The 18,287-nt window shown below is 37.5% G+C and carries 22 protein-coding genes; 3 read left to right on the top strand and 19 right to left on the bottom strand.

All coding sequences use genetic code 11. The features are described 5' to 3' along the window. The first annotated feature begins 71 nt into the window (after window positions 1-71). From ACIQZG_RS19440 to ACIQZG_RS19450, 3 genes are all read left to right on the top strand, one after another. A complete protein-coding gene (locus ACIQZG_RS19440) occupies window positions 72-371 on the top strand; it encodes a hypothetical protein (RefSeq protein ID WP_402757121.1) in 300 nt (99 codons plus the stop codon). Between the two features lie 267 nt (window positions 372-638). Beyond that, window positions 639-761, top strand: coding sequence for a hypothetical protein (locus ACIQZG_RS19445; protein WP_402757122.1), 123 nt, complete (start codon window positions 639-641; stop codon window positions 759-761). Window positions 762-1,029: 268 nt separating this feature from the next. Then, window positions 1,030-1,236: a hypothetical protein gene (locus ACIQZG_RS19450; protein WP_402757123.1), complete on the top strand. Its 207-nt coding sequence runs from the start codon at window positions 1,030-1,032 to the stop codon at window positions 1,234-1,236. A 93-nt stretch (window positions 1,237-1,329) separates the two neighbouring features. On the opposite strand, the gene ACIQZG_RS19455 is transcribed toward ACIQZG_RS19450, so the two are convergent. From ACIQZG_RS19455 to veg, 19 genes are all read right to left on the bottom strand, one after another. After that, a complete protein-coding gene (locus ACIQZG_RS19455) occupies window positions 1,330-1,758 on the bottom strand; it encodes a S1 domain-containing RNA-binding protein (protein ID WP_402757124.1) in 429 nt (142 codons plus the stop codon). 134 nt (window positions 1,759-1,892) lie between these two features. Continuing rightward, on the bottom strand, window positions 1,893-2,297 hold the full coding sequence (locus ACIQZG_RS19460; protein WP_402757125.1) for an FtsB family cell division protein: 405 nt from the start codon (window positions 2,295-2,297) through the stop codon (window positions 1,893-1,895). A 16-nt stretch (window positions 2,298-2,313) separates the two neighbouring features. Continuing rightward, the gene (gene yabQ, locus ACIQZG_RS19465; protein WP_402757126.1) at window positions 2,314-2,805 is read right to left on the bottom strand and encodes a spore cortex biosynthesis protein YabQ; all 492 of its coding nucleotides are present in this window, start codon (window positions 2,803-2,805) and stop codon (window positions 2,314-2,316) included. Then, on the bottom strand, window positions 2,802-3,101 hold the full coding sequence (yabP, locus tag ACIQZG_RS19470) for a sporulation protein YabP (protein WP_402757127.1): 300 nt from the start codon (window positions 3,099-3,101) through the stop codon (window positions 2,802-2,804). Before yabP ends, yabQ begins: the two co-directional genes overlap by 4 nt. A 102-nt stretch (window positions 3,102-3,203) precedes the next feature. Next, the gene (locus ACIQZG_RS19475) at window positions 3,204-3,494 is read right to left on the bottom strand and encodes an RNA-binding S4 domain-containing protein (protein WP_402757128.1); all 291 of its coding nucleotides are present in this window, start codon (window positions 3,492-3,494) and stop codon (window positions 3,204-3,206) included. Window positions 3,495-3,498: 4 nt separating this feature from the next. Next, the gene (yabN, locus tag ACIQZG_RS19480; RefSeq protein WP_402757129.1) at window positions 3,499-4,959 is read right to left on the bottom strand and encodes a bifunctional methyltransferase/pyrophosphohydrolase YabN; all 1,461 of its coding nucleotides are present in this window, start codon (window positions 4,957-4,959) and stop codon (window positions 3,499-3,501) included. A gap of 9 nt (window positions 4,960-4,968) precedes the next feature. After that, window positions 4,969-6,588 (bottom strand): putative polysaccharide biosynthesis protein, encoded by a 1,620-nt coding sequence (locus ACIQZG_RS19485; RefSeq protein ID WP_402757130.1) that lies wholly within the window; start codon window positions 6,586-6,588, stop codon window positions 4,969-4,971. A 144-nt stretch (window positions 6,589-6,732) separates the two neighbouring features. Next, entirely contained in the window at window positions 6,733-7,266 is a 534-nt protein-coding gene (spoVT, locus tag ACIQZG_RS19490) for a stage V sporulation protein T (RefSeq protein WP_402757131.1), read from the bottom strand. A gap of 188 nt (window positions 7,267-7,454) precedes the next feature. After that, window positions 7,455-10,964 (bottom strand): transcription-repair coupling factor, encoded by a 3,510-nt coding sequence (gene mfd / locus ACIQZG_RS19495; RefSeq protein WP_402757132.1) that lies wholly within the window; start codon window positions 10,962-10,964, stop codon window positions 7,455-7,457. A gap of 150 nt (window positions 10,965-11,114) precedes the next feature. Further along, on the bottom strand, window positions 11,115-11,342 hold the full coding sequence (locus ACIQZG_RS19500; protein WP_402757159.1) for an anti-sigma-F factor Fin: 228 nt from the start codon (window positions 11,340-11,342) through the stop codon (window positions 11,115-11,117). A gap of 60 nt (window positions 11,343-11,402) precedes the next feature. Then, the gene (gene pth / locus ACIQZG_RS19505) at window positions 11,403-11,966 is read right to left on the bottom strand and encodes an aminoacyl-tRNA hydrolase (protein WP_402757133.1); all 564 of its coding nucleotides are present in this window, start codon (window positions 11,964-11,966) and stop codon (window positions 11,403-11,405) included. Window positions 11,967-12,154: 188 nt separating this feature from the next. Beyond that, window positions 12,155-13,114, bottom strand: coding sequence for a ribose-phosphate diphosphokinase (locus ACIQZG_RS19510; RefSeq protein ID WP_402757134.1), 960 nt, complete (start codon window positions 13,112-13,114; stop codon window positions 12,155-12,157). Between the two features lie 24 nt (window positions 13,115-13,138). Beyond that, window positions 13,139-14,509: a bifunctional UDP-N-acetylglucosamine diphosphorylase/glucosamine-1-phosphate N-acetyltransferase GlmU gene (gene glmU / locus ACIQZG_RS19515; RefSeq protein WP_402757135.1), complete on the bottom strand. Its 1,371-nt coding sequence runs from the start codon at window positions 14,507-14,509 to the stop codon at window positions 13,139-13,141. A gap of 265 nt (window positions 14,510-14,774) precedes the next feature. After that, window positions 14,775-15,068, bottom strand: coding sequence for a septation regulator SpoVG (spoVG, locus tag ACIQZG_RS19520; RefSeq protein ID WP_402757136.1), 294 nt, complete (start codon window positions 15,066-15,068; stop codon window positions 14,775-14,777). A 238-nt stretch (window positions 15,069-15,306) separates the two neighbouring features. Beyond that, on the bottom strand, window positions 15,307-15,681 hold the full coding sequence (locus tag ACIQZG_RS19525; RefSeq protein ID WP_402757137.1) for a RidA family protein: 375 nt from the start codon (window positions 15,679-15,681) through the stop codon (window positions 15,307-15,309). 3 nt (window positions 15,682-15,684) lie between these two features. Continuing rightward, window positions 15,685-16,512: a pur operon repressor gene (purR, locus tag ACIQZG_RS19530; RefSeq protein WP_402757138.1), complete on the bottom strand. Its 828-nt coding sequence runs from the start codon at window positions 16,510-16,512 to the stop codon at window positions 15,685-15,687. Window positions 16,513-16,568: 56 nt separating this feature from the next. Further along, window positions 16,569-17,435 (bottom strand): 4-(cytidine 5'-diphospho)-2-C-methyl-D-erythritol kinase, encoded by an 867-nt coding sequence (gene ispE, locus ACIQZG_RS19535; RefSeq protein WP_402757139.1) that lies wholly within the window; start codon window positions 17,433-17,435, stop codon window positions 16,569-16,571. A 199-nt stretch (window positions 17,436-17,634) separates the two neighbouring features. After that, a complete protein-coding gene (locus tag ACIQZG_RS19540; RefSeq protein ID WP_402757140.1) occupies window positions 17,635-17,820 on the bottom strand; it encodes a small, acid-soluble spore protein, alpha/beta type in 186 nt (61 codons plus the stop codon). Window positions 17,821-17,934: 114 nt separating this feature from the next. Next, window positions 17,935-18,195: a biofilm formation stimulator Veg gene (veg, locus tag ACIQZG_RS19545; protein WP_402757141.1), complete on the bottom strand. Its 261-nt coding sequence runs from the start codon at window positions 18,193-18,195 to the stop codon at window positions 17,935-17,937. Window positions 18,196-18,287 lie beyond the last annotated feature (92 nt).

Below are 18,287 nucleotides of genomic sequence, written 5' to 3' on the forward strand. Positions count from 1 at the left end.
CTGAGACGCCTTTTCCTATGCCTAACAAAGTTTCACATATTAATAAAAATCATAAATTAAGGAGATGAATAATGGATTCGATTAAATATTATGTGGTGCAAGTAGAAGATTGCTTTTATCAAAAGAAAATAGATATTCCTATATTTACTAATGACGAAGAGCAAGCCTTTGCTTTTACAAGTATTGTCGCTGCACACCAATTGGCCGCTGAAATTAGCGGATCTGTCTTAGCGAGAGCGGTCAGTTATGAGGAGCTCGAGGAACTTTCCGAACAACAAAGACTTGAGTACGAGGCATTGTCTAAAAAAGAACAAGACAGAATAAAGTGTTTTTTAACAGAGTTAACAATAACGAGTTTTAATCTATTTTGAACTTAGCCTTTTCAGTCTTTCTTCATACAGTAAAAGCTAATTCCCCACATTAACATAACTAAAAATTACGTATTTTCACAATTTGTTCAATGAAAGCGTTTGAAATTTGAACAGTTTGTGAAGTATCTCACATTATACTTTTCTTTTTTAAAAATTGGCGTAGAATGAGTATCAAGTAAGAAGTTGTTATAAAACAGTTTGACACAAGCATCACATTCACCGTGGTTGTTATATTACAGAAATCAAAAAATGATGGGAGATTTTACAATGTGGGTTATTACAGTATTTGAACAAAAGGACGTTCGTATTTTCGAATACACAAATAAAGGTGAAGCAACACAAGCATTAAAACGTTTTAAGAAAAATGCAGTACTATCTTATACAAAATAATTTATGAAAAGCCTGCATCCTTTCTAAAAGGATTACAGGCTTTTCTTTTTCCAAATTAACATCGCATGGCCTATCAATAAATAAACCAATAAGTTTCATAGTACCAAAATTCCGTTTATCTTTTAATTTGTACATATTCGCGGGTACTTTTAGTATATTTGCCAATGGAGATTGTGGCATACTTAAATTAGATATTTGTTTTTTTATAGGAGGTACCTTCACTTTGGGTCAATTATCAAAAGCCGCTTTTATCTGCGGGGGTGGGTCCATGTTTATTCTTGTATCTATACTCATCAAAATGCCATTACCCCTACAGATATTATTACTTCTTGCAGGTCTTGTTATCAGCGTATACGGTGTTTTTCTACTTGTTAAAATGATAGCAAATCCATCTGACAAAATGCCAATGGCAACTACCGAGCAGGCATCAGAAACAATTCAAAAAAAGAAAAAAAGACCTACCTCAACATTGTAGGTTAGACAAAAAGGGATTAGATTTTGTAGTGACCAAAATCTAATCCCTTACTCTATTTAATACACTTTTTCTACGATTAAAACAGTCAGCAAATTACCCTCTTCTAGCTCCACGGCCACCGCGTTTTGATTCTGTAGCTCGTTTTAGCGTTGTAAGGCGTTCATCGCTATCTTTTAAGAAACGTGCCATTTTTTGCTCAAAGTTTTCTTTAGGTTGATGGCGTTCATTACGATCATTTGAGCGATTGTCACGGCGTGGTCGTTGAGGACGCTCTGGTCTCTCAGCTTGAGGTTTTGCTTTACGGATTGAAAGACCAATCTTTCCGTCCGCTTCAACATTCATCACTTTTACTTCTACTACATCTCCAACTTTTAGATGTTCGTTAATGTCTTTTACATAATTGTCAGCAACTTCACTAATGTGCACCAATCCTGTTTTTCCATCTGGAAGTTCTACGAACGCTCCAAAATTTGTGATTCCTGTTACTTTACCTTGTACCTTGCTGCCTACTTCAATTGACATAAAAAAAATGCTCCTCCTTAAAAATTAAGCGACCTTTCTAGGCCATGTAATCAATTTGATGAAACTGTTTGTTACAATAGGTTTCTCTCTTCATTATATATAACAAAAAAAGAGTGTCAACAATACATAGCTTCTCAGTCGTCTTTTTTATCTTCTTTTTTTGGTAATGCGAAAATGATTTCTCCTTCTTCTGATAAGAAATATTCTTTGCGTAAAATCTTTGCGATGTATTCGTCATCTTCTAATTGTGTAATTTCCAGATTTAACAATTCTTGTTCCTCTTTCAATTTCGCCAATTGCTGTTCAACTTCTACCTTCTTTTTCTCTTTTGCTGCTAATGTTTCATTTTGATGAGCAAGCACATTTAAAAGAAAACCAATAATTATGACTGGTATGACCGCAAAAAAGACAATACGGCGCATTTTACGTTTCCGTGATTGTACTTTAAAGTTCGTGGCTTTATCAGCGTTACGGACATAGTCATTATCAAGTTTCGTGTAGTTTTGCCGGTCATCTTTTGATGAATGACGTTTCGTCATGCCCGCACCTCCGAAATTATTCTTGTCTTTTATTATACTTTAATTTTCTCATTTTTTTCGAAAAAGTGTACACCAAATACGAATAAATTTTGACAAAAGGCCTTACAATAATACCTACTATATAGAGAATAAATTGCAGAATACGTCGAATGATGGCGATTATTAATCGGATGATAAACCAGACAGGCCTCACTGTTATATTCACCAAAATTCGTGCAATGAAACGTAAAATTCGTTGAAAAAATATTTGATATAAAAATATCCCTAATATTTGTGCTAGCGGGTCATACGCCCGCCATGCACCATCCTTTAACCAAAATAATAAATAATACGTCATACCTCCAAGTGCAATCCATGTTAGTAACTCGACAAACATCATCCACTTTCGGAGGCGTGATCGTTTTGGTGTAGAAAATATAACTAATCTTACACTATCAATAATAAATCCAACTGCAATACCGCTCGTAACCATGACCAGGAGCTGAAAAAATTGCTCGCTGACAATCATCCAAACAATTTATGAAGGAAACCTTTCGAGAAGCCACTTTCCTCTTCATCGTATTGCAAGGTTTTTACGGTTCCTTCGAGTGTTAATAAACCCTTGTCCACATCTAGATGAACGATATGCAGTGACTCTCCACGAATTAACAAATGCCCTTGGGACGTCTTAATAAAAAACTCTTCCTGATCAAAACGTTCAATCGATTTTACAGAAGTCATGTCCATTCTTTTGCGATTGCGAATCGTCAGAATATGTTCTCCAGATGGAATTGTGTAACGATTACTTTCTTGATGTAGCGTCATTTTTTTCCTCCTTTAGTCGTCCTATCTTCTGTTCACTTTATGCGGACAACCTAAAAAGCATGACAACTTTTTAAAGTTGCCATACTTTTACGTGGAAGAAATCTAATCTTCATCGTCAATAAACTCTGGTTCGATTTTTTCAAGTCGCTCTTCTTTTAAAATCGTAAACATCTTTGCAGCATCTTCTTTTTTCACCGTGTCACGTAACTCTTCTACACGTGCTGTAACAACCTTTTGTCCAAAACGAATCGCAAGCTCGTCTCCTACCTTTACGGCACTGCTAGCTTTTGCGACCTTTTCATTGATTGTAATACGGCCTTGATCAGCAACTTCCTTCGCCAGTGTACGGCGTTTAATCAATCGAGAAACTTTTAAATATTTATCTAATCGCATATTCTTACTCCCTCTCTAATCGTTTTGCTTCATCCCAAAAAGCATCTAATTGTTCTAGTGTGTATGCCGAAAACGGTTTACCACTCTCTTTCACTTTTTCTTCTATATAGCCAAAACGTCGTGCGAACTTTTCGTTAGCGTGCAACATTGCCTCTTCCGGTGATAGCTTGTAGAAGCGAGCTAAATTGACAAGTGTGAAAAGGACATCTCCAAATTCATCTAAACGAGCATCTGCTGAACCTGTCGTCACCTCATCACGGAATTCCTGCCATTCTTCGGCAAATTTGTCCCATGCACCTGCAACATCTGGCCAATCAAACCCTACTTTGGCAGCGCGCTTTTGATAATTATAAGCAGTTTGTAAAGAAGAAGATGCTCTATATTCTTCTTCTAGCAAAGGCTTGTCACTCGTTCCCTTTTCCTCTGCTTTAATCACTTCCCAGTTTGCAACAACGTCATCTGCATCTTCTACTGACACATCGCTAAATACATGTGGATGACGACGAATCATTTTTTCACTAATTGACGCAAGGACATCCTCTAACGTGAAGTAGCCTAGATCCTCACCAATTTGCGCGTTTAAGAATACTTGTAATAAGACATCACCAAGTTCTTCAATCATTGCAAAATCATCTTCTGCATCAACAGCAGCTAAATATTCATGTGCTTCCTCTAGTAAATATTTTTTTAGGGAATCATGTGTTTGCTTTTGATCCCACGGACAGCCATTTGGACCGCGTAATGTCGCAATAATTTGGCGGAATGTTGCCCAATCGCGTAGCGCCCCTTCCTGTGACTTCACTGGTGGCACATAAATTGTCGTTAAATTATCCACTTCCACACTTTGATCCAACTCATAAAGAGGTACAGTAATTAATTTTTCTTGTGATGAGCCCGCTGCTGTTACAACTGTTACCGGATATTCATCATCGTATTTTTCCATTAACGTAAGTTTTACTTCTGAGGCGCTGAATGTATCGTATACTTGTGCAATTAAAATGTGTTGGCGCATATTAATATCATGCATATTAAAGCTCGTACCATCAAGTAATTGGAAACCTTCAATTGGGTCTATTTTTAATGCTCCGAAAATTGGGTCTAGGAAGCTTTGTCCACCTTCAATAACTAAGTTTACCTTTCCTGCTTCTGCAGCAGCAATAAGTAATTGCACCGTTTGCTCTGCTACTAAAGGATGTCCCGGAACAGCGTACATTACATCACCTACAGCAGTTGCTTCAATAAGTAAGTCCGAAATTTCCTCATAGACAGGTTGGAATGTGCCATGCTTTTCATAAACTGCGTCAAAACTTTCAAACTGTAAGCCCTCAGCTGCTAGTTCTTCTAGTACTGGATGATCCACAGTACGAACATATAATTTTTTTGCGGCTTTCAATTTTTTATAAACGCCCATTTGTAACTGGTCAAAATCACCAGCACCAAGGCCTATTATTGTTAATGTATTCACTATTTCCACCTACTTCTTTCGATTTAACCATAATTGGTAGACTGCAACCCGACGACCAAGCGGCAATAAATACCACTCCTTTTCTGCAAGTACTCGTAGTTTTGCGATAACTGTAATCATTACAACGGCTCCGATACTAACAGCACTTAGACCTGCGACAACAGCCACCATACGCTCCGATACGAATCCACTCAATAGAACAGGTACAATTTGTAGCCAGCCGATGACAACCACTGCCATACTAAGAGACGCAATTCCCACTTTTTTATAAAAACTAGCAGGAGCCAGCTGAATGTCCGTAATTTTTTTCAAATAATAAACAAGCGCTATTGCGGTCATCAATAAACCAATATTATTGGCAATTGCTGCCCCCAATACCCCTAATGGGCCTATCGTAATAACATTCAATATTATCTTTACGAGAAAACCTATAAATAAGAACAATGCTGGTTTTTTTAATTTTCCGTACCCTTGCAAAATAGCTGTAAATGTCAAAATAATCGACAATGGTACAATTTGCAAAACATATAGCATAAGTACTTCCGATAGCATGTCCGTTTTAAATAGCATAGCATTCACATAGGGCATCACAAGCACTAAACCAAGTGATGCTGCCCAACCAAATAATATCGATGTTCGGTACGTTAGTTGAATAAATGGAGTCGCATTACGGCCTGCACTTTTCTTTGACATATGTGCAACAAGAGGCACGATAGCCAATGATAATGACGAGGCAATCACAATTCCTAATTGCACTAACGGCTGTCCACGATCGTAAACTCCCTTAGTTTCCTTTGCCAATGTCTCACTTATACCGCTTTCAACTAGCAACGAATACACAGTAAAAGAATCCACCAATTGATAACCAAGTAATAGTAAACTACTCATACTCACACTTAAACTGAGCAGCGTGACTTCTTTTAAAATTGGCAAACTAGGAAGTTGCTCTTTCTGCTTAGCTGTAAATCCACCAAAGCGTTTCTTATACAAATACGCGAGTAGCAAGAAGCCCATAATTTCGCCAATAACCGTTCCCGCAATAGCCATTCTGCCAGCACCATATAATGACTTTGTTGTTGTCATAATGAGAAATGTCCCTGCTAAAATAACACATACTCTCACTGTTTGCTCCACTACTTGTGCATATGCAACTGGCTCCATTATGCCACGTGATTGAAATCCACCTTTTAAAACTGCTAATGCCGGCATGACAAGTACGATAAACGCACCTGTACGTAAAAGTGGTGCAAGCCCTGCATCTCCCATCATTTGTGAAAGTATTCCGGCTCCGCCAAATAATACAGCAAAAAATATAAGCGATAATACTGTTAAGTAGCGAAAAACTATCCGTAAAATGCTACTTCTTCTCTGTTTACGATACTCTTGATCCTTCAATAAATCATTATCTGCAAGCATCTTGGAAATGGCTACTGCAAAGCCACTCGATGTCCACACAACAAAAATTGCTATAAAAGGATACACTTGCTGGTAAATATAAAAGCCTTCATCTCCGACTAAGTTTTGAAAAGGTACACGATAGATTGCACTTAATACTTTTACAATTAATGCTGCGATTGTTAAAAGTGCAGCACCTTTCATATAGCTTTTCATGTCAAAACGTTCAGACATAAATCGTCCTCTTTCCTTCATTTACAATGCCAATAGTATAGCATACCTTAAAAGCTTGAAGCGCTCGTTGTACTCCTTTTATGTATAAAGAAAAAAGTTATTGTACGGCCTATGTGGTCATCCAATAACTTTAAATTAATTTCATTATTCCATTTGTTTTGATAAGAAATTAGCAGCTGTTTCAACTACTTTTACTTCTACTTCGCCAACAAAATGTACTTTTGAAAGTACAATAATAGAACCAATCGGATCGCCATTCGCAATAATAGGCGTTGCACAATAAGATTTTACTTGCTCGTATTGTCCAGGTACGATTTCAATTGTCGTTTCCATTTTTTCAATCGTTGTAGCACGCTCTTCCATAAATCCTTCTGCGAAAGATGTTATGCGACGTCCAATATATTCTTTTTTGCCAATCCCAGATATAGCAATAACTTCATCACGGTCTGTAATGATTGCTGGCGTTCCTAGTGTCTCATAAAGTGTTTCAACATATTCTTTTGCAAATTCACCTAAATCGTTAATCGGTGAATATTTTTTTAGAATGATTTCTCCTTCGCGAGCCGTATAAATTTCTAACGGATCACCTTCTCGGATGCGCAGCGTCCTGCGGATTTCTTTCGGAATAACTACACGTCCTAGATCATCTATACGACGAACAATTCCTGTTGCTTTCATGTAACTGCCTCGCTTTCGTATTCATCAAAATTTTTTCTTTCACTATAGTATGGTTTTTCTTAAGACAATCTATGCAGAAAATGAACAAAAAGGATTTGAATCCATTATTTTTTTTCCATAATAATTTGTCTCATTACATACAATAAGGCTGACTTTATTAGTATGTCAATAAAATCAGCCTTTTATCATTATTTTTTTTTGGAATGAGCGATTTTTCTCATTATTTCTTCTAGAATATCAAAAGATTGGTATTTACTACATTTTCTATCATCAATTGTTAACATTAACTGCATACCATCCATACCAAAGCCGACAGCCCTTTCAAACTTCATCGTCTCTGTCACAATTTTACTGCCATCGACTTTTGATGTACCTTCTTCTGACAATATAATCGTAATAACTTTTTGTTTTTCTTTTATCGATAGTACACCCATTTCTAAGCCCCAAACTTTCATACGGGCAATACGAAGTAAACGCTCCGTTTCAATTGGTAAATCACCAAAACGATCCTGTAATTCCTCTATAATTTCACCGTAATCTTCTACTCTGTCCATCGCTTTTATGCGCTTGTACATTTGAATTTTTTGATAGCCATCTGGAATATACGCATCTGGAATGTACGCATCAATATTAAGTACAATTTCAATGTCTGGCTTATCTTCTTTTTTCACACCTGTTTGACGCTCCGTAATCGCTTCTTCAAGCATTTGCGAATACAAATCGAACCCTACAGAATCAATAAATCCATGTTGTTGTGCACCAAGTAAATTCCCTGCACCACGAATCGATAAGTCGCGCATGGCAATTTTAAAACCCGAACCAAGCTCTGTAAATTCTTTAATCGCCTGTAAGCGCTGTTCAGCTACATCTGTTAAAACTTTATCACGCTGGTACATAAAATACGCATACGCAACACGATTTGAACGTCCTACTCGACCTCGTAATTGGTAGAGTTGCGCCAGTCCCATTCGATCAGCATCATGCACAATCAGCGTATTTACATTTGGTATGTCAACACCAGTTTCAATTATTGTCGTTGTAACAAGTACATCATAATCTCCCTCTAAAAAGGCTAAAATCACTGATTCTAATTCTGACTCAGTCATTTTCCCGTGTGCATGTCCGATGCGCGCTTCGGGTACTAGCATTTGTATTTCATCTACTTTACGCGCCATATCTTCCACACGGTTGTATAAGTAAAACACTTGTCCGCCACGTGCCATCTCACGTTCAATAGCTTCTCGCACTAATGCACCGCTATGCTCCATGACATAGGTCTGAACAGGGAAACGGTTTGCTGGTGGCGTTTCAATAACTGATAAGTCGCGTACACCAACCATAGACATATGAAGTGTCCTTGGAATAGGTGTTGCTGTAAGCGTCAACACGTCAACATTGGTTTTCAACTGTTTAATCTTCTCTTTATGTGAAACACCAAAGCGTTGCTCCTCATCGACAATTAGTAACCCAAGATCTTGGAAAATTAAATCCTTTGATAAAATACGATGTGTTCCAATTACAATATCAATTTGTCCTTCTTTTAAACCTTTTAATGTAGCCGTTTGTTCTTTTTTTGTGCGGAAACGTGATAACACTCCTACATTAATCGCAAAATCTTGGAAACGCTCACGAATTGTTTCATAATGTTGCTGGGCTAAAATCGTTGTCGGTACAAGAAATGCCACTTGCTTCCCATCTTGAATTGCTTTAAACGCTGCGCGAATTGCTACTTCTGTTTTACCGTATCCGACATCACCACATACAAGACGATCCATCGGGCGTTCTCTTTCCATATCTCGTTTGACCTCAACAATAGAGCGTAATTGATCTTCTGTCTCCTCATATGAGAAAGAAGCCTCAAACGCGCGTTGATCGTCATTATCCGGAGCAAAAGCATGTCCTACCTCTGCCTCACGTTTTGCATAAAGTTTAATAAGATCATCCGCAATATCTTGAACTGCTGATGAAACTTTTGCCTTGGCCTTTTTCCACTCAGCACCACCAAGCTTATGCAATTTAGGCTCACGGTCTTCAGACGCTACATATTTTTGTATTAAATCGATTTGTTCGACTGGGACATACAATTTATCATCTGTACGGTAACGTATATGCAAGTAATCCTTATGTGTACCATTCACTTCTAATGTTTCTACACCAATGTATTTCCCGATACCATGATGCACATGGACAACATAATCGCCCGGTTTAATCTCTGTATAACTTTTAATGCGCTCAGCGTTCGTCATCTTTTGAGGACGTGCTTTCTTCTTCGCCTGTTGTTTAAATAACTCATCTTCTGTAACGACAGCCATACGTTGTAACGGTAGCTCAAAGCCACTTGAAATAGTGCCCTCCACAATATATATACCTGACTCTATCGGCTCGCCAATCGTTGCGTGTATATCATATTCTTCAAGCATTTGTTGCACACGTGTTATACGTTCTTTGTCCCTTACAACAATAAGAACTGTGAATTTTCCCATTTGCCAACGTTCTATTTCACCTTGTAATAGTGCCATTTGTCCATGAAATTGTTGCATCGGCTTATACGAGAAATTCGTCACTTTTTTAAATGATATACCTGAGAATGTACGAGAAAATAGTGAGAAAAATAGTTTCTGCTGTGAAATCATCGCCAAAATTTCCTTTAAAGAGAATGCTGGCTTCACATCATGTACAATTTTCCCCTCTTCAATAAGCGATAAAAACCACTCTTCTTCCTCACGTTCCCACGCATCCATAATTTCTTGTATACGTCCAAGCTCATCAAATAAAACCAGCCCGTCCTTTGCAAAATAGTCACCTAAATACGCCGTCTTTTCATATAAAAGTGATCCGTATTTATTTACATAATCAGGTACATTACCTTGCTGCAGCATATCAATATCGTACTGAATATTTTGATAAAGGAGTTCCTTGGTCTCCTGCTTTTTAACTTTTTTCAAGCTCTCCGCTAAAGCCGCTTCTAGTCGGCTAGCTAATGCAACTCTCTCTTCTTTCGTTAAAATCACTTCTGAAGCTGGTAAAATACGCACTGTTTGTAATTTATCAATTGAGCGTTGGTCGTCCGCGGAAAACGTTCGTATTGAATCCACTTCTGTATCAAATAACTCTAAACGTATAGGTACCTCTATATACGGAGGATAAATATCTAAAATACCCCCGCGAAGTGCAAATTCACCAGGTGAAGTCACCATAGAGTTTCGCACATATCCCATAGCGACTAATGTTTCTAACCACTTTTCGACCTCAATATCCTCACCCACTGCTGTTTGTAGAAAATATTGCGTCCACTGTTCTTTTGGAGGCATCATTTTACGTAATCCGGCAACTGGAATAACATAAATTCCTCTCTCACCTCTTGCTAAACTATCGAGTGTAGCAATACGCTCCGCACGAAGCTCTGGTGACGCTACAGATAAGTCTGCTGCAATAAATTCATCTGCTGGATAGTAATGTACACTCTCTTCACCTACTAAGCCGGCAAGTTCTTCCACCATTTTTTGCGCTTGCAATAAATTCGGTGACACAATATAAACTGGTTTTTTTACAAAATCAAATAACGCATCCACCAAAACTGGGCGTGCGCTTCCTGTTAATCCCGTTATAAGCTGCGACGCTGTCTGCTCGCTCTGAACCTCTTGCAAAAACGATGTAATATGTTTGTCCTGCGACACTAGTTGTCGTATAACTCCCACAGTCAAACGCCCCTTTCAAAACACAAAAATCTTTTTATTTAAAATCATAATACTTATAAGTCTATAACAATAATGCTAGTTTAATTTTTCAATTTTTGAAACGGAAAAAGCTTTGGACGCACATATATTGCGCCAAAGCATCTTTCTCTATTACTGTAGCCATTTATTTAATGCATGATAATCTGGATATTGTTTTAGCGAATCTTCGCACTGCTCACAAATGCAATGTACTGTCGTGTGGCCGTGCCGATCTTTTTCAATATAATCATCTGCCTCACCCAATTCGAAAATATGCAACTTTCGAATTGTATCATCTGCATCAAATGGTAGCGTCCCAATTTCTACTTCACAATGACGACATCGATAGCGAACTGACATCTCCAAATCATCCTCCCTTAAGCAACTCACTACTTAAAGTATAGACATTCACTTGAAGAATTATGCACCATTAAACTGATTCATTACTTCTAAAAACGGTGTTGACAACGATGTTTCTACTGCATTAACGCTCTTTTCAATGGCATCGCTAATAACTCCTTCGTCCTCTTTTGTAAATTTAGAAAGTACATAATCCGCTACTTTCATGCCTGCAGGTGGTCGATTTACGCCAACACGAATACGATTAAATTCTTGTGTACCTAAATGATGGATTAAGGACTTAATACCATTATGTCCACCCGCACTGCCTTTTTGGCGCAAGCGCAATTTTCCAGTTTCTAAATCTAAATCATCATAAATAACGATTAAATCTTCCACATCAATATCAAAATAATCCATTAACGGGCCAATACATTCTCCCGATAAATTCATATATGTTAAAGGTTTAACAAGTAGAACCTTACCTTCTGGACGATGTACAGTTGCGTAAATACCATTAAATTTTGAATTTGTTAATGGCGCGTCCCACTTCTTTGCCAAAGCATCGATTACATCAAAGCCTATATTATGACGTGTATTTTCATAAGGTTTCCCTGGATTCCCTAGACCAACTATAATTTTCATAAGTACCTCGCTTTTTAACCTAATAGTAGTTATTTTACCATATGCACAAGAAAGAAATACATGTCGTGCTTGAATACATCAATAAAAGTTATTCCAAGCTTGCCTCTTAACTGTTATTCCTCTTCTTTATATTTACAAATAAAAAAAAACGAACTCACGATATAGTGAGCTCGCCTTTTCTTAATTTATCAATCAAATAGAGTACTTACAGATTTGTTTTCGTATACACGAGAGATAGCATCAGCCATTAATTTTGCTACTGAAAGCTCAATAATTTTTGGAGACTTTTTATCTTCTGAAAGTTGAATTGTATTTGTTACAACTAATTCTTTAATTGCTGAGTTATTAATACGCTCAATTGCAGGGCCTGATAATACTGGGTGAGAACAGCAAGCATAAACTTCTTTTGCACCAGCAGCACGTAGAGCATCAGCGCCAATTGTAATTGTACCAGCAGTATCGATAATATCATCAATTAAGATTGCCACTTTGCCGTCAACATTACCAACAATGTTCATCACTTCTGCAACGTTTGGTTTTGGACGTCGCTTATCAATAATTGCAATTGGTGCTTTTAAGCGTTCAGCCATTTTACGAGCACGTGTTACACCACCGTGATCAGGAGATACTACTACAATATCTTCTGCCGGGATATTTTTTGATTGGAAGTATTCTGAAAGTAAAGGTACTGCCATTAAGTGATCGATTAAAATATCGAAGAAACCTTGGATTTGTGGTGCGTGTAGGTCTAAGACGATAACACGAGTTGCACCAGCAGTTTCAAGTAAGTTTGCTACTAATTTAGCTGTAATTGGCTCACGAGCTTTTGCTTTACGATCTTGACGAGCATAACCGTAATAAGGCATTACAACGTTAACTGTACGAGCAGATGCGCGTTTCACTGCATCTACCATAATTAAAAGCTCCATTAAATGTTCGTTTACAGGTGCAGAAGTAGACTGCACGATAAACACATCACAACCACGAATACTTTCTTCAATGCTAATTTGAACTTCTCCATCGCTGAAGTGTTTAACAGAAGATTTACCTAATTCAACACCCATTTCTTGCGCAATTTCTTGGGCAAGTGGGTTATTAGAGTTAAGTGAAAATATTTTTAATTGTGAGTTAGCATATTGATACGGCATGATGGCCTCCTGTTTAGTTGATAATTATTTTAAATTTAATTTACTTACATAATTCGGCTTATTTTCTTGTCTTGCACGTGCAATTGCCAGTGCATCTTCTGGAACTTCTTTTGTGATTGTAGATCCTGCTGCAACAAAAGAACCCTTACCAACTTTCACTGGTGCTACTAAGTTGGTGTTACATCCTACAAAAACATCGTCTTCAATAATTGTTTGGAATTTGTTTTTACCATCGTAGTTGACAGTGATCGAACCACAACCAATATTGACGTTGTTTCCTACCTCAGCATCACCAATATAACTTAAATGCGATACTTTTGTGTCGTCACCTAAATTACTTTTCTTCACTTCTACGAAATTACCAATTTTCACATGACTTCCAATGTTGGAAAGTGGACGAATATTAGCAAATGGACCTATTGCAGTATCATCTGCGATTGCGCTCTCACGCACTACTGATGAATGGATAGTTGTACCATTACCAATGCGGCTATCTATAATTTGAGTATTAGGTCCGATTAAGCAATCTTCACCAATAACTGTATTACCTTCAATCATTGAACCTGGTTGGATGACAGTATCAGAACCGATTACTGCCTCTGCACTAATATATGTTGCCTCAGGGTTAATAATTGTGACGCCATTTCGCATATGTCTTTCATTAATACGCGCACGCATTAATGCTTCTGCCTGTGATAAAGCAAAACGATCATTTACGCCCAGTGTCTCCTCAAAATCTTCCGTTACATAGGCTTCAACAATTTCAGCTTGTTTTTGAAGAAGTTCAATGACATCTGGTAAGTAATATTCACCTTGGGCATTGTCATTTTTCACAAGTTTTAAAGTTTCAAATAACACTTTGTTATCGAAGCAATATGTGCCTGTATTAATCTCTGTTACTAATTGTTGTTCTGCTGTTGCATCTTTTTGCTCAACAATCTGTTCAACTTGACCATTTTCTCCACGTAAAATGCGACCATATCCAGTTGGGTTTTCTGCAACTGCTGTTAAGATAGTGGCTTTAGCATTTTTTGCTTGATGATGCTCAAATAAAGCTTGCATAGTTTCAGGGCGAATTAAAGGAGTATCTCCACATACAACTAATGTTGTACCATCCTCATTTCCTAAAATGGCTTCTGCCTGTTGAACAGCGTGCGCTGTTCCTAACTGTTCAGCTTGCAAAACGTATTCACTCTTATCGCCAAGCTGATCTTGTACTTTTTCTGCACCATGTCCAACAACTGTTACGATGCGATTTACATCTAAAGATTGAATGTGGTCAACAACATGTTGCACCATTGGTTTCCCACATACTGGATGTAGCACTTTATATAATTTGGACTTCATACGTGTACCTTGACCTGCAGCCAAAATGACAGCAAAAATGTTGCTCATCAGTAAGTCCTCCAATACGCTCATTTTCTATTTTGACTATATAGCAAAATTCATCTATTTTCAAGGTATTCAGACTTGACAAAACAAAGAAATCCCTATTAATAGGCTTCATGCTTGAAACTTATTATTTATGCGCAAATTTTCTCTTTATCAATTTTTTCACACAATAAAAAGAACTCTACAGTTTATTGAAGAGTTCTTATTTTTTAACATTTTTCAGACTACCATCGAAACAGTTAATGGATACTAATATCCATTAACTAACCTACACAACTACTTCTTCCAGTTCCATTACTTCATCATCTTCTTGCGAATTATGATAAGCTGTTAAAATAATCTCCTGGATTTTATTACGTGTAGTTGAATTGATTGGATGTGCAATATCTCTAAATTCCCCATCAGGAGTACGTTTGCTTGGCATTGCTACAAACAGTCCTGTGTTTCCATCAATTACACGTATATCATGTACAACAAACTCATTGTCGAGTGTAATGGAAGCAATCGCACGCATGCGACCATCTGTTTGTACACGACGTAATCTTACATCAGTAACTTCCATTTTCTCACCACCTCTCATCTTAGATGCCTTAGTGAAAATATAATATTCTATGATTACCGAATATTTACTTTTTTATAGTCTATCAAATTTTCTAAAAAATTTGAATACTCCTTTTTTGGAATCGATAGATTATTTTCTCTATTATACGTAAAATTTGACAATTGTATGTCATTTTTCCTTTTTAGCATAAAAAAGACTACTAAATGAGTATTAACTCTTTTAGTAGTCTTTGCCTTTACTATTTCACAACTGCTAGCACTTCAATTTCAACTTTCACATCTTTTGGTAGACGTGCTACTTCTACTGCTGATCGAGCAGGTTTATGTTCGCCAAAATGACCTGCATATACTTCATTCATTGCAACAAAGTCATTCATATCTTTCATAAATACCGTTGTTTTCACAACATTATCTAATGATGATCCAGCGGCTTCTAACACTGCCTTTAAGTTAGTAAATACTTGGTGAGTTTGTGCGACGATATCGCCTTCTACTAATTCGCCCGTTGCCGTTAGTGGAATTTGACCTGAACTATAAAACATACCATTCACAATTATACCTTGTGAATACGGACCGATTGCTGCTGGTGCATTCGTCGTAGCTACTACATTCATTTGTCATTTCTCCCTTTTTGAAAAATAATTACCCTCGCTTAATGCAATTGTACGGTCTTTTTCATTGACCTCTTGAAGCTTTATAAGTGAATAATAATCATCTACCAAAGTTTCATCTGCATGTTCCGCTTCCACAAGTACTGCAATACCTGCAAGCTCACAATCGAATTCTTCTAATAGATTTTTCATGCCGTTCATCGTACCGCCGACTTTCATAAAGTCATCAGTGATTAACACACGTTGTCCACTTTTCATACTTCTTTTTGATAATACCATTGTCTGAATTCTTCGTGAAGAACCAGATACATAATTAATGCTAACTGTAGATCCTTCTGTTACTTTGCTATCTCTACGCACAACGACAACAGGTACGTTCAAATGTCTCGCAATTGCATGTGCAATTGAAATACCCTTTGTAGCTACCGTCATAATGACATCAATTTGTTGTCCAGCAAATGCAGAAGCAAATACTTTCCCTACACGATTGATTAAATCTGGATTGCCTAGTAAATCTGTCATAAATAAATAGCCACCAGGTAATAGTCGATCTGAATGCCCTAGCTCTGCTTTTAAATCTTGAATGACTAACCGAACTTCATGTTCGGACATTTTAGGAATATATTTTACTCCTCCAGCAGCGCCCGGCACTGTCATCAATAACCCGATTCCTTTTTCTTCGAATGTTTCTTTTACAATCGTTAAATCTTCACTAATAGAAGACTTTGCTGATTGATATAGTTCTGAAAAATAAGTTAGCGGGATCAGCTGATGTGGATGTTCTAGTAAATAATACGTCATATCCACTAGTCGTTCACTACGTTTCCATTTCATGCGACCCTCTCCTAAACACGAATATTTATAGGTAAAATTAACACAATTGTGCGTCTTTAAGCAAGCGTATTCCGTTCGCCTAAAATACGCACAGCATATACTTCTTCACAAAAGCCTCGCAAACCATTATAAATTCGGCTCACTCGTGCTTCGCTATCCACAAGGCCAAAGACCGTTGGACCGCTTCCGCTCATTAATGTTGCATCTGCACCAAAGCGTTTCATTTGTTCTTTCAACATTACGACCTCTGGATGCAAATCAAATGTTACAGTTTCCAAAACATTTCCTAATGAAGCACATAATAGCTCATAGTCCTCTGTTTCAATTGCACGAATCATTTGTTTCGTATCTGGATGTTGAAGGCCTTCCACCTTTAATCCTCCATATACTTCAGCTGTCGAAACGCCAATTTTTGGCTTAGCTAAAACGACCCAGCAATTTGGTGGAGCAGGCAACTCTTGAATTTTTTCGCCGCGACCGGTTGCCAGTGCTGTGCCACCATAAACGCAAAACGAAACATCTGAACCAATTTTGGATCCAAGCTCTGCTAATTTATCAATTGATAAATTTAAATTCCAAAGTTCATTCAAACCCTTTAAGGTAGCAGCTGCATCACTACTCCCACCAGCAAGACCCGCTGCAATCGGGATTGATTTTTCAATTAAGATGGATACACCTTGCTCAATGCCATATGTATCTTTTATAAGACGCGCTGCCTGATACGCAAAGTTACGATGATCATTTGGCACAAATCGATCCGCTGAGATAATTTTAATGTCACCATCATTCCTCGGCTCCAACCCAATTCGATCAGCCAAATCAACAGTCGTCATTACCATTTCTACTTCATGATAATTATCTGGTCTTTTATAGAGTACATCTAAAGTTAAATTAATTTTTGCAGGCGCCTTTACATAAAGCATCTTACTTCCTCCTTTTACCTACACGCATAAACAGCCGTACATTTTGCGCATCATCATTCAATTTATTTTACCATAATGATAAAGCTACGACCGAAAAAAAGAACCGTTTACCTTTTTCAGTAAGACGGCCCTTTTCAATGTCAGTTGTTTGTTGTGTACACTAAAAGTTAAAAGCCTTCTTTATCAAAAAATGAGTGGACTACTCATTACGCTTTGCAAATTCACCATTTGCTTGCTCAGCCATTTCTATGGCACGCTTCACCATATTGCCAGCGTCCCTGGCTTTAATGCCGCCCCAGCCCTCTTTTTCCACAACATCATAAAATCCAAGCTCTTTTGCAATCTCTTCTTTTAAACGAGGTGACATGATACTTTTTTTAGCCATGTAAACTCCTCCTTTAACAACCGACAAAATTAGTATGTGCGGCAAAATTAAAAAACACTCATGTATTTTTTCCCATACACGAGTGTTGCAACATATAAAAATAAGTACTAGCAACTATTTTGCGACAGCAGCTTGCGCTTCATCTAAAAAAGTAATCTCTACTGCTTCAGTTAAAATATCTGTGTAGCTATATGATACCCGCTTGCACGTATCATCTTCCTGATCAAGTTCTACAACGAATATTGCACGATATGTTTCGCGCAATGTCCCTGCACACTCAACCGTTTTCTTGCGACCACCGTTTGCTTTTAACTGCAAACGTTTGCCCAAATGACAATCCAAAGACTTTTTAATGTCCGCTAACGTTTTTGGCATTTTCGCTTACACCTCACTATAAAACAGTATAAACGATACGCCCAAAAATGTCAACAAAATATAATATTTTATCAGCCAACAATAAATATTGT

The sequence above is a fragment of the Lysinibacillus sp. NPDC096418 genome, from assembly GCF_044762775.1.
Taxonomy (GTDB): Bacteria; Bacillota; Bacilli; order Bacillales_A; family Planococcaceae; genus Lysinibacillus.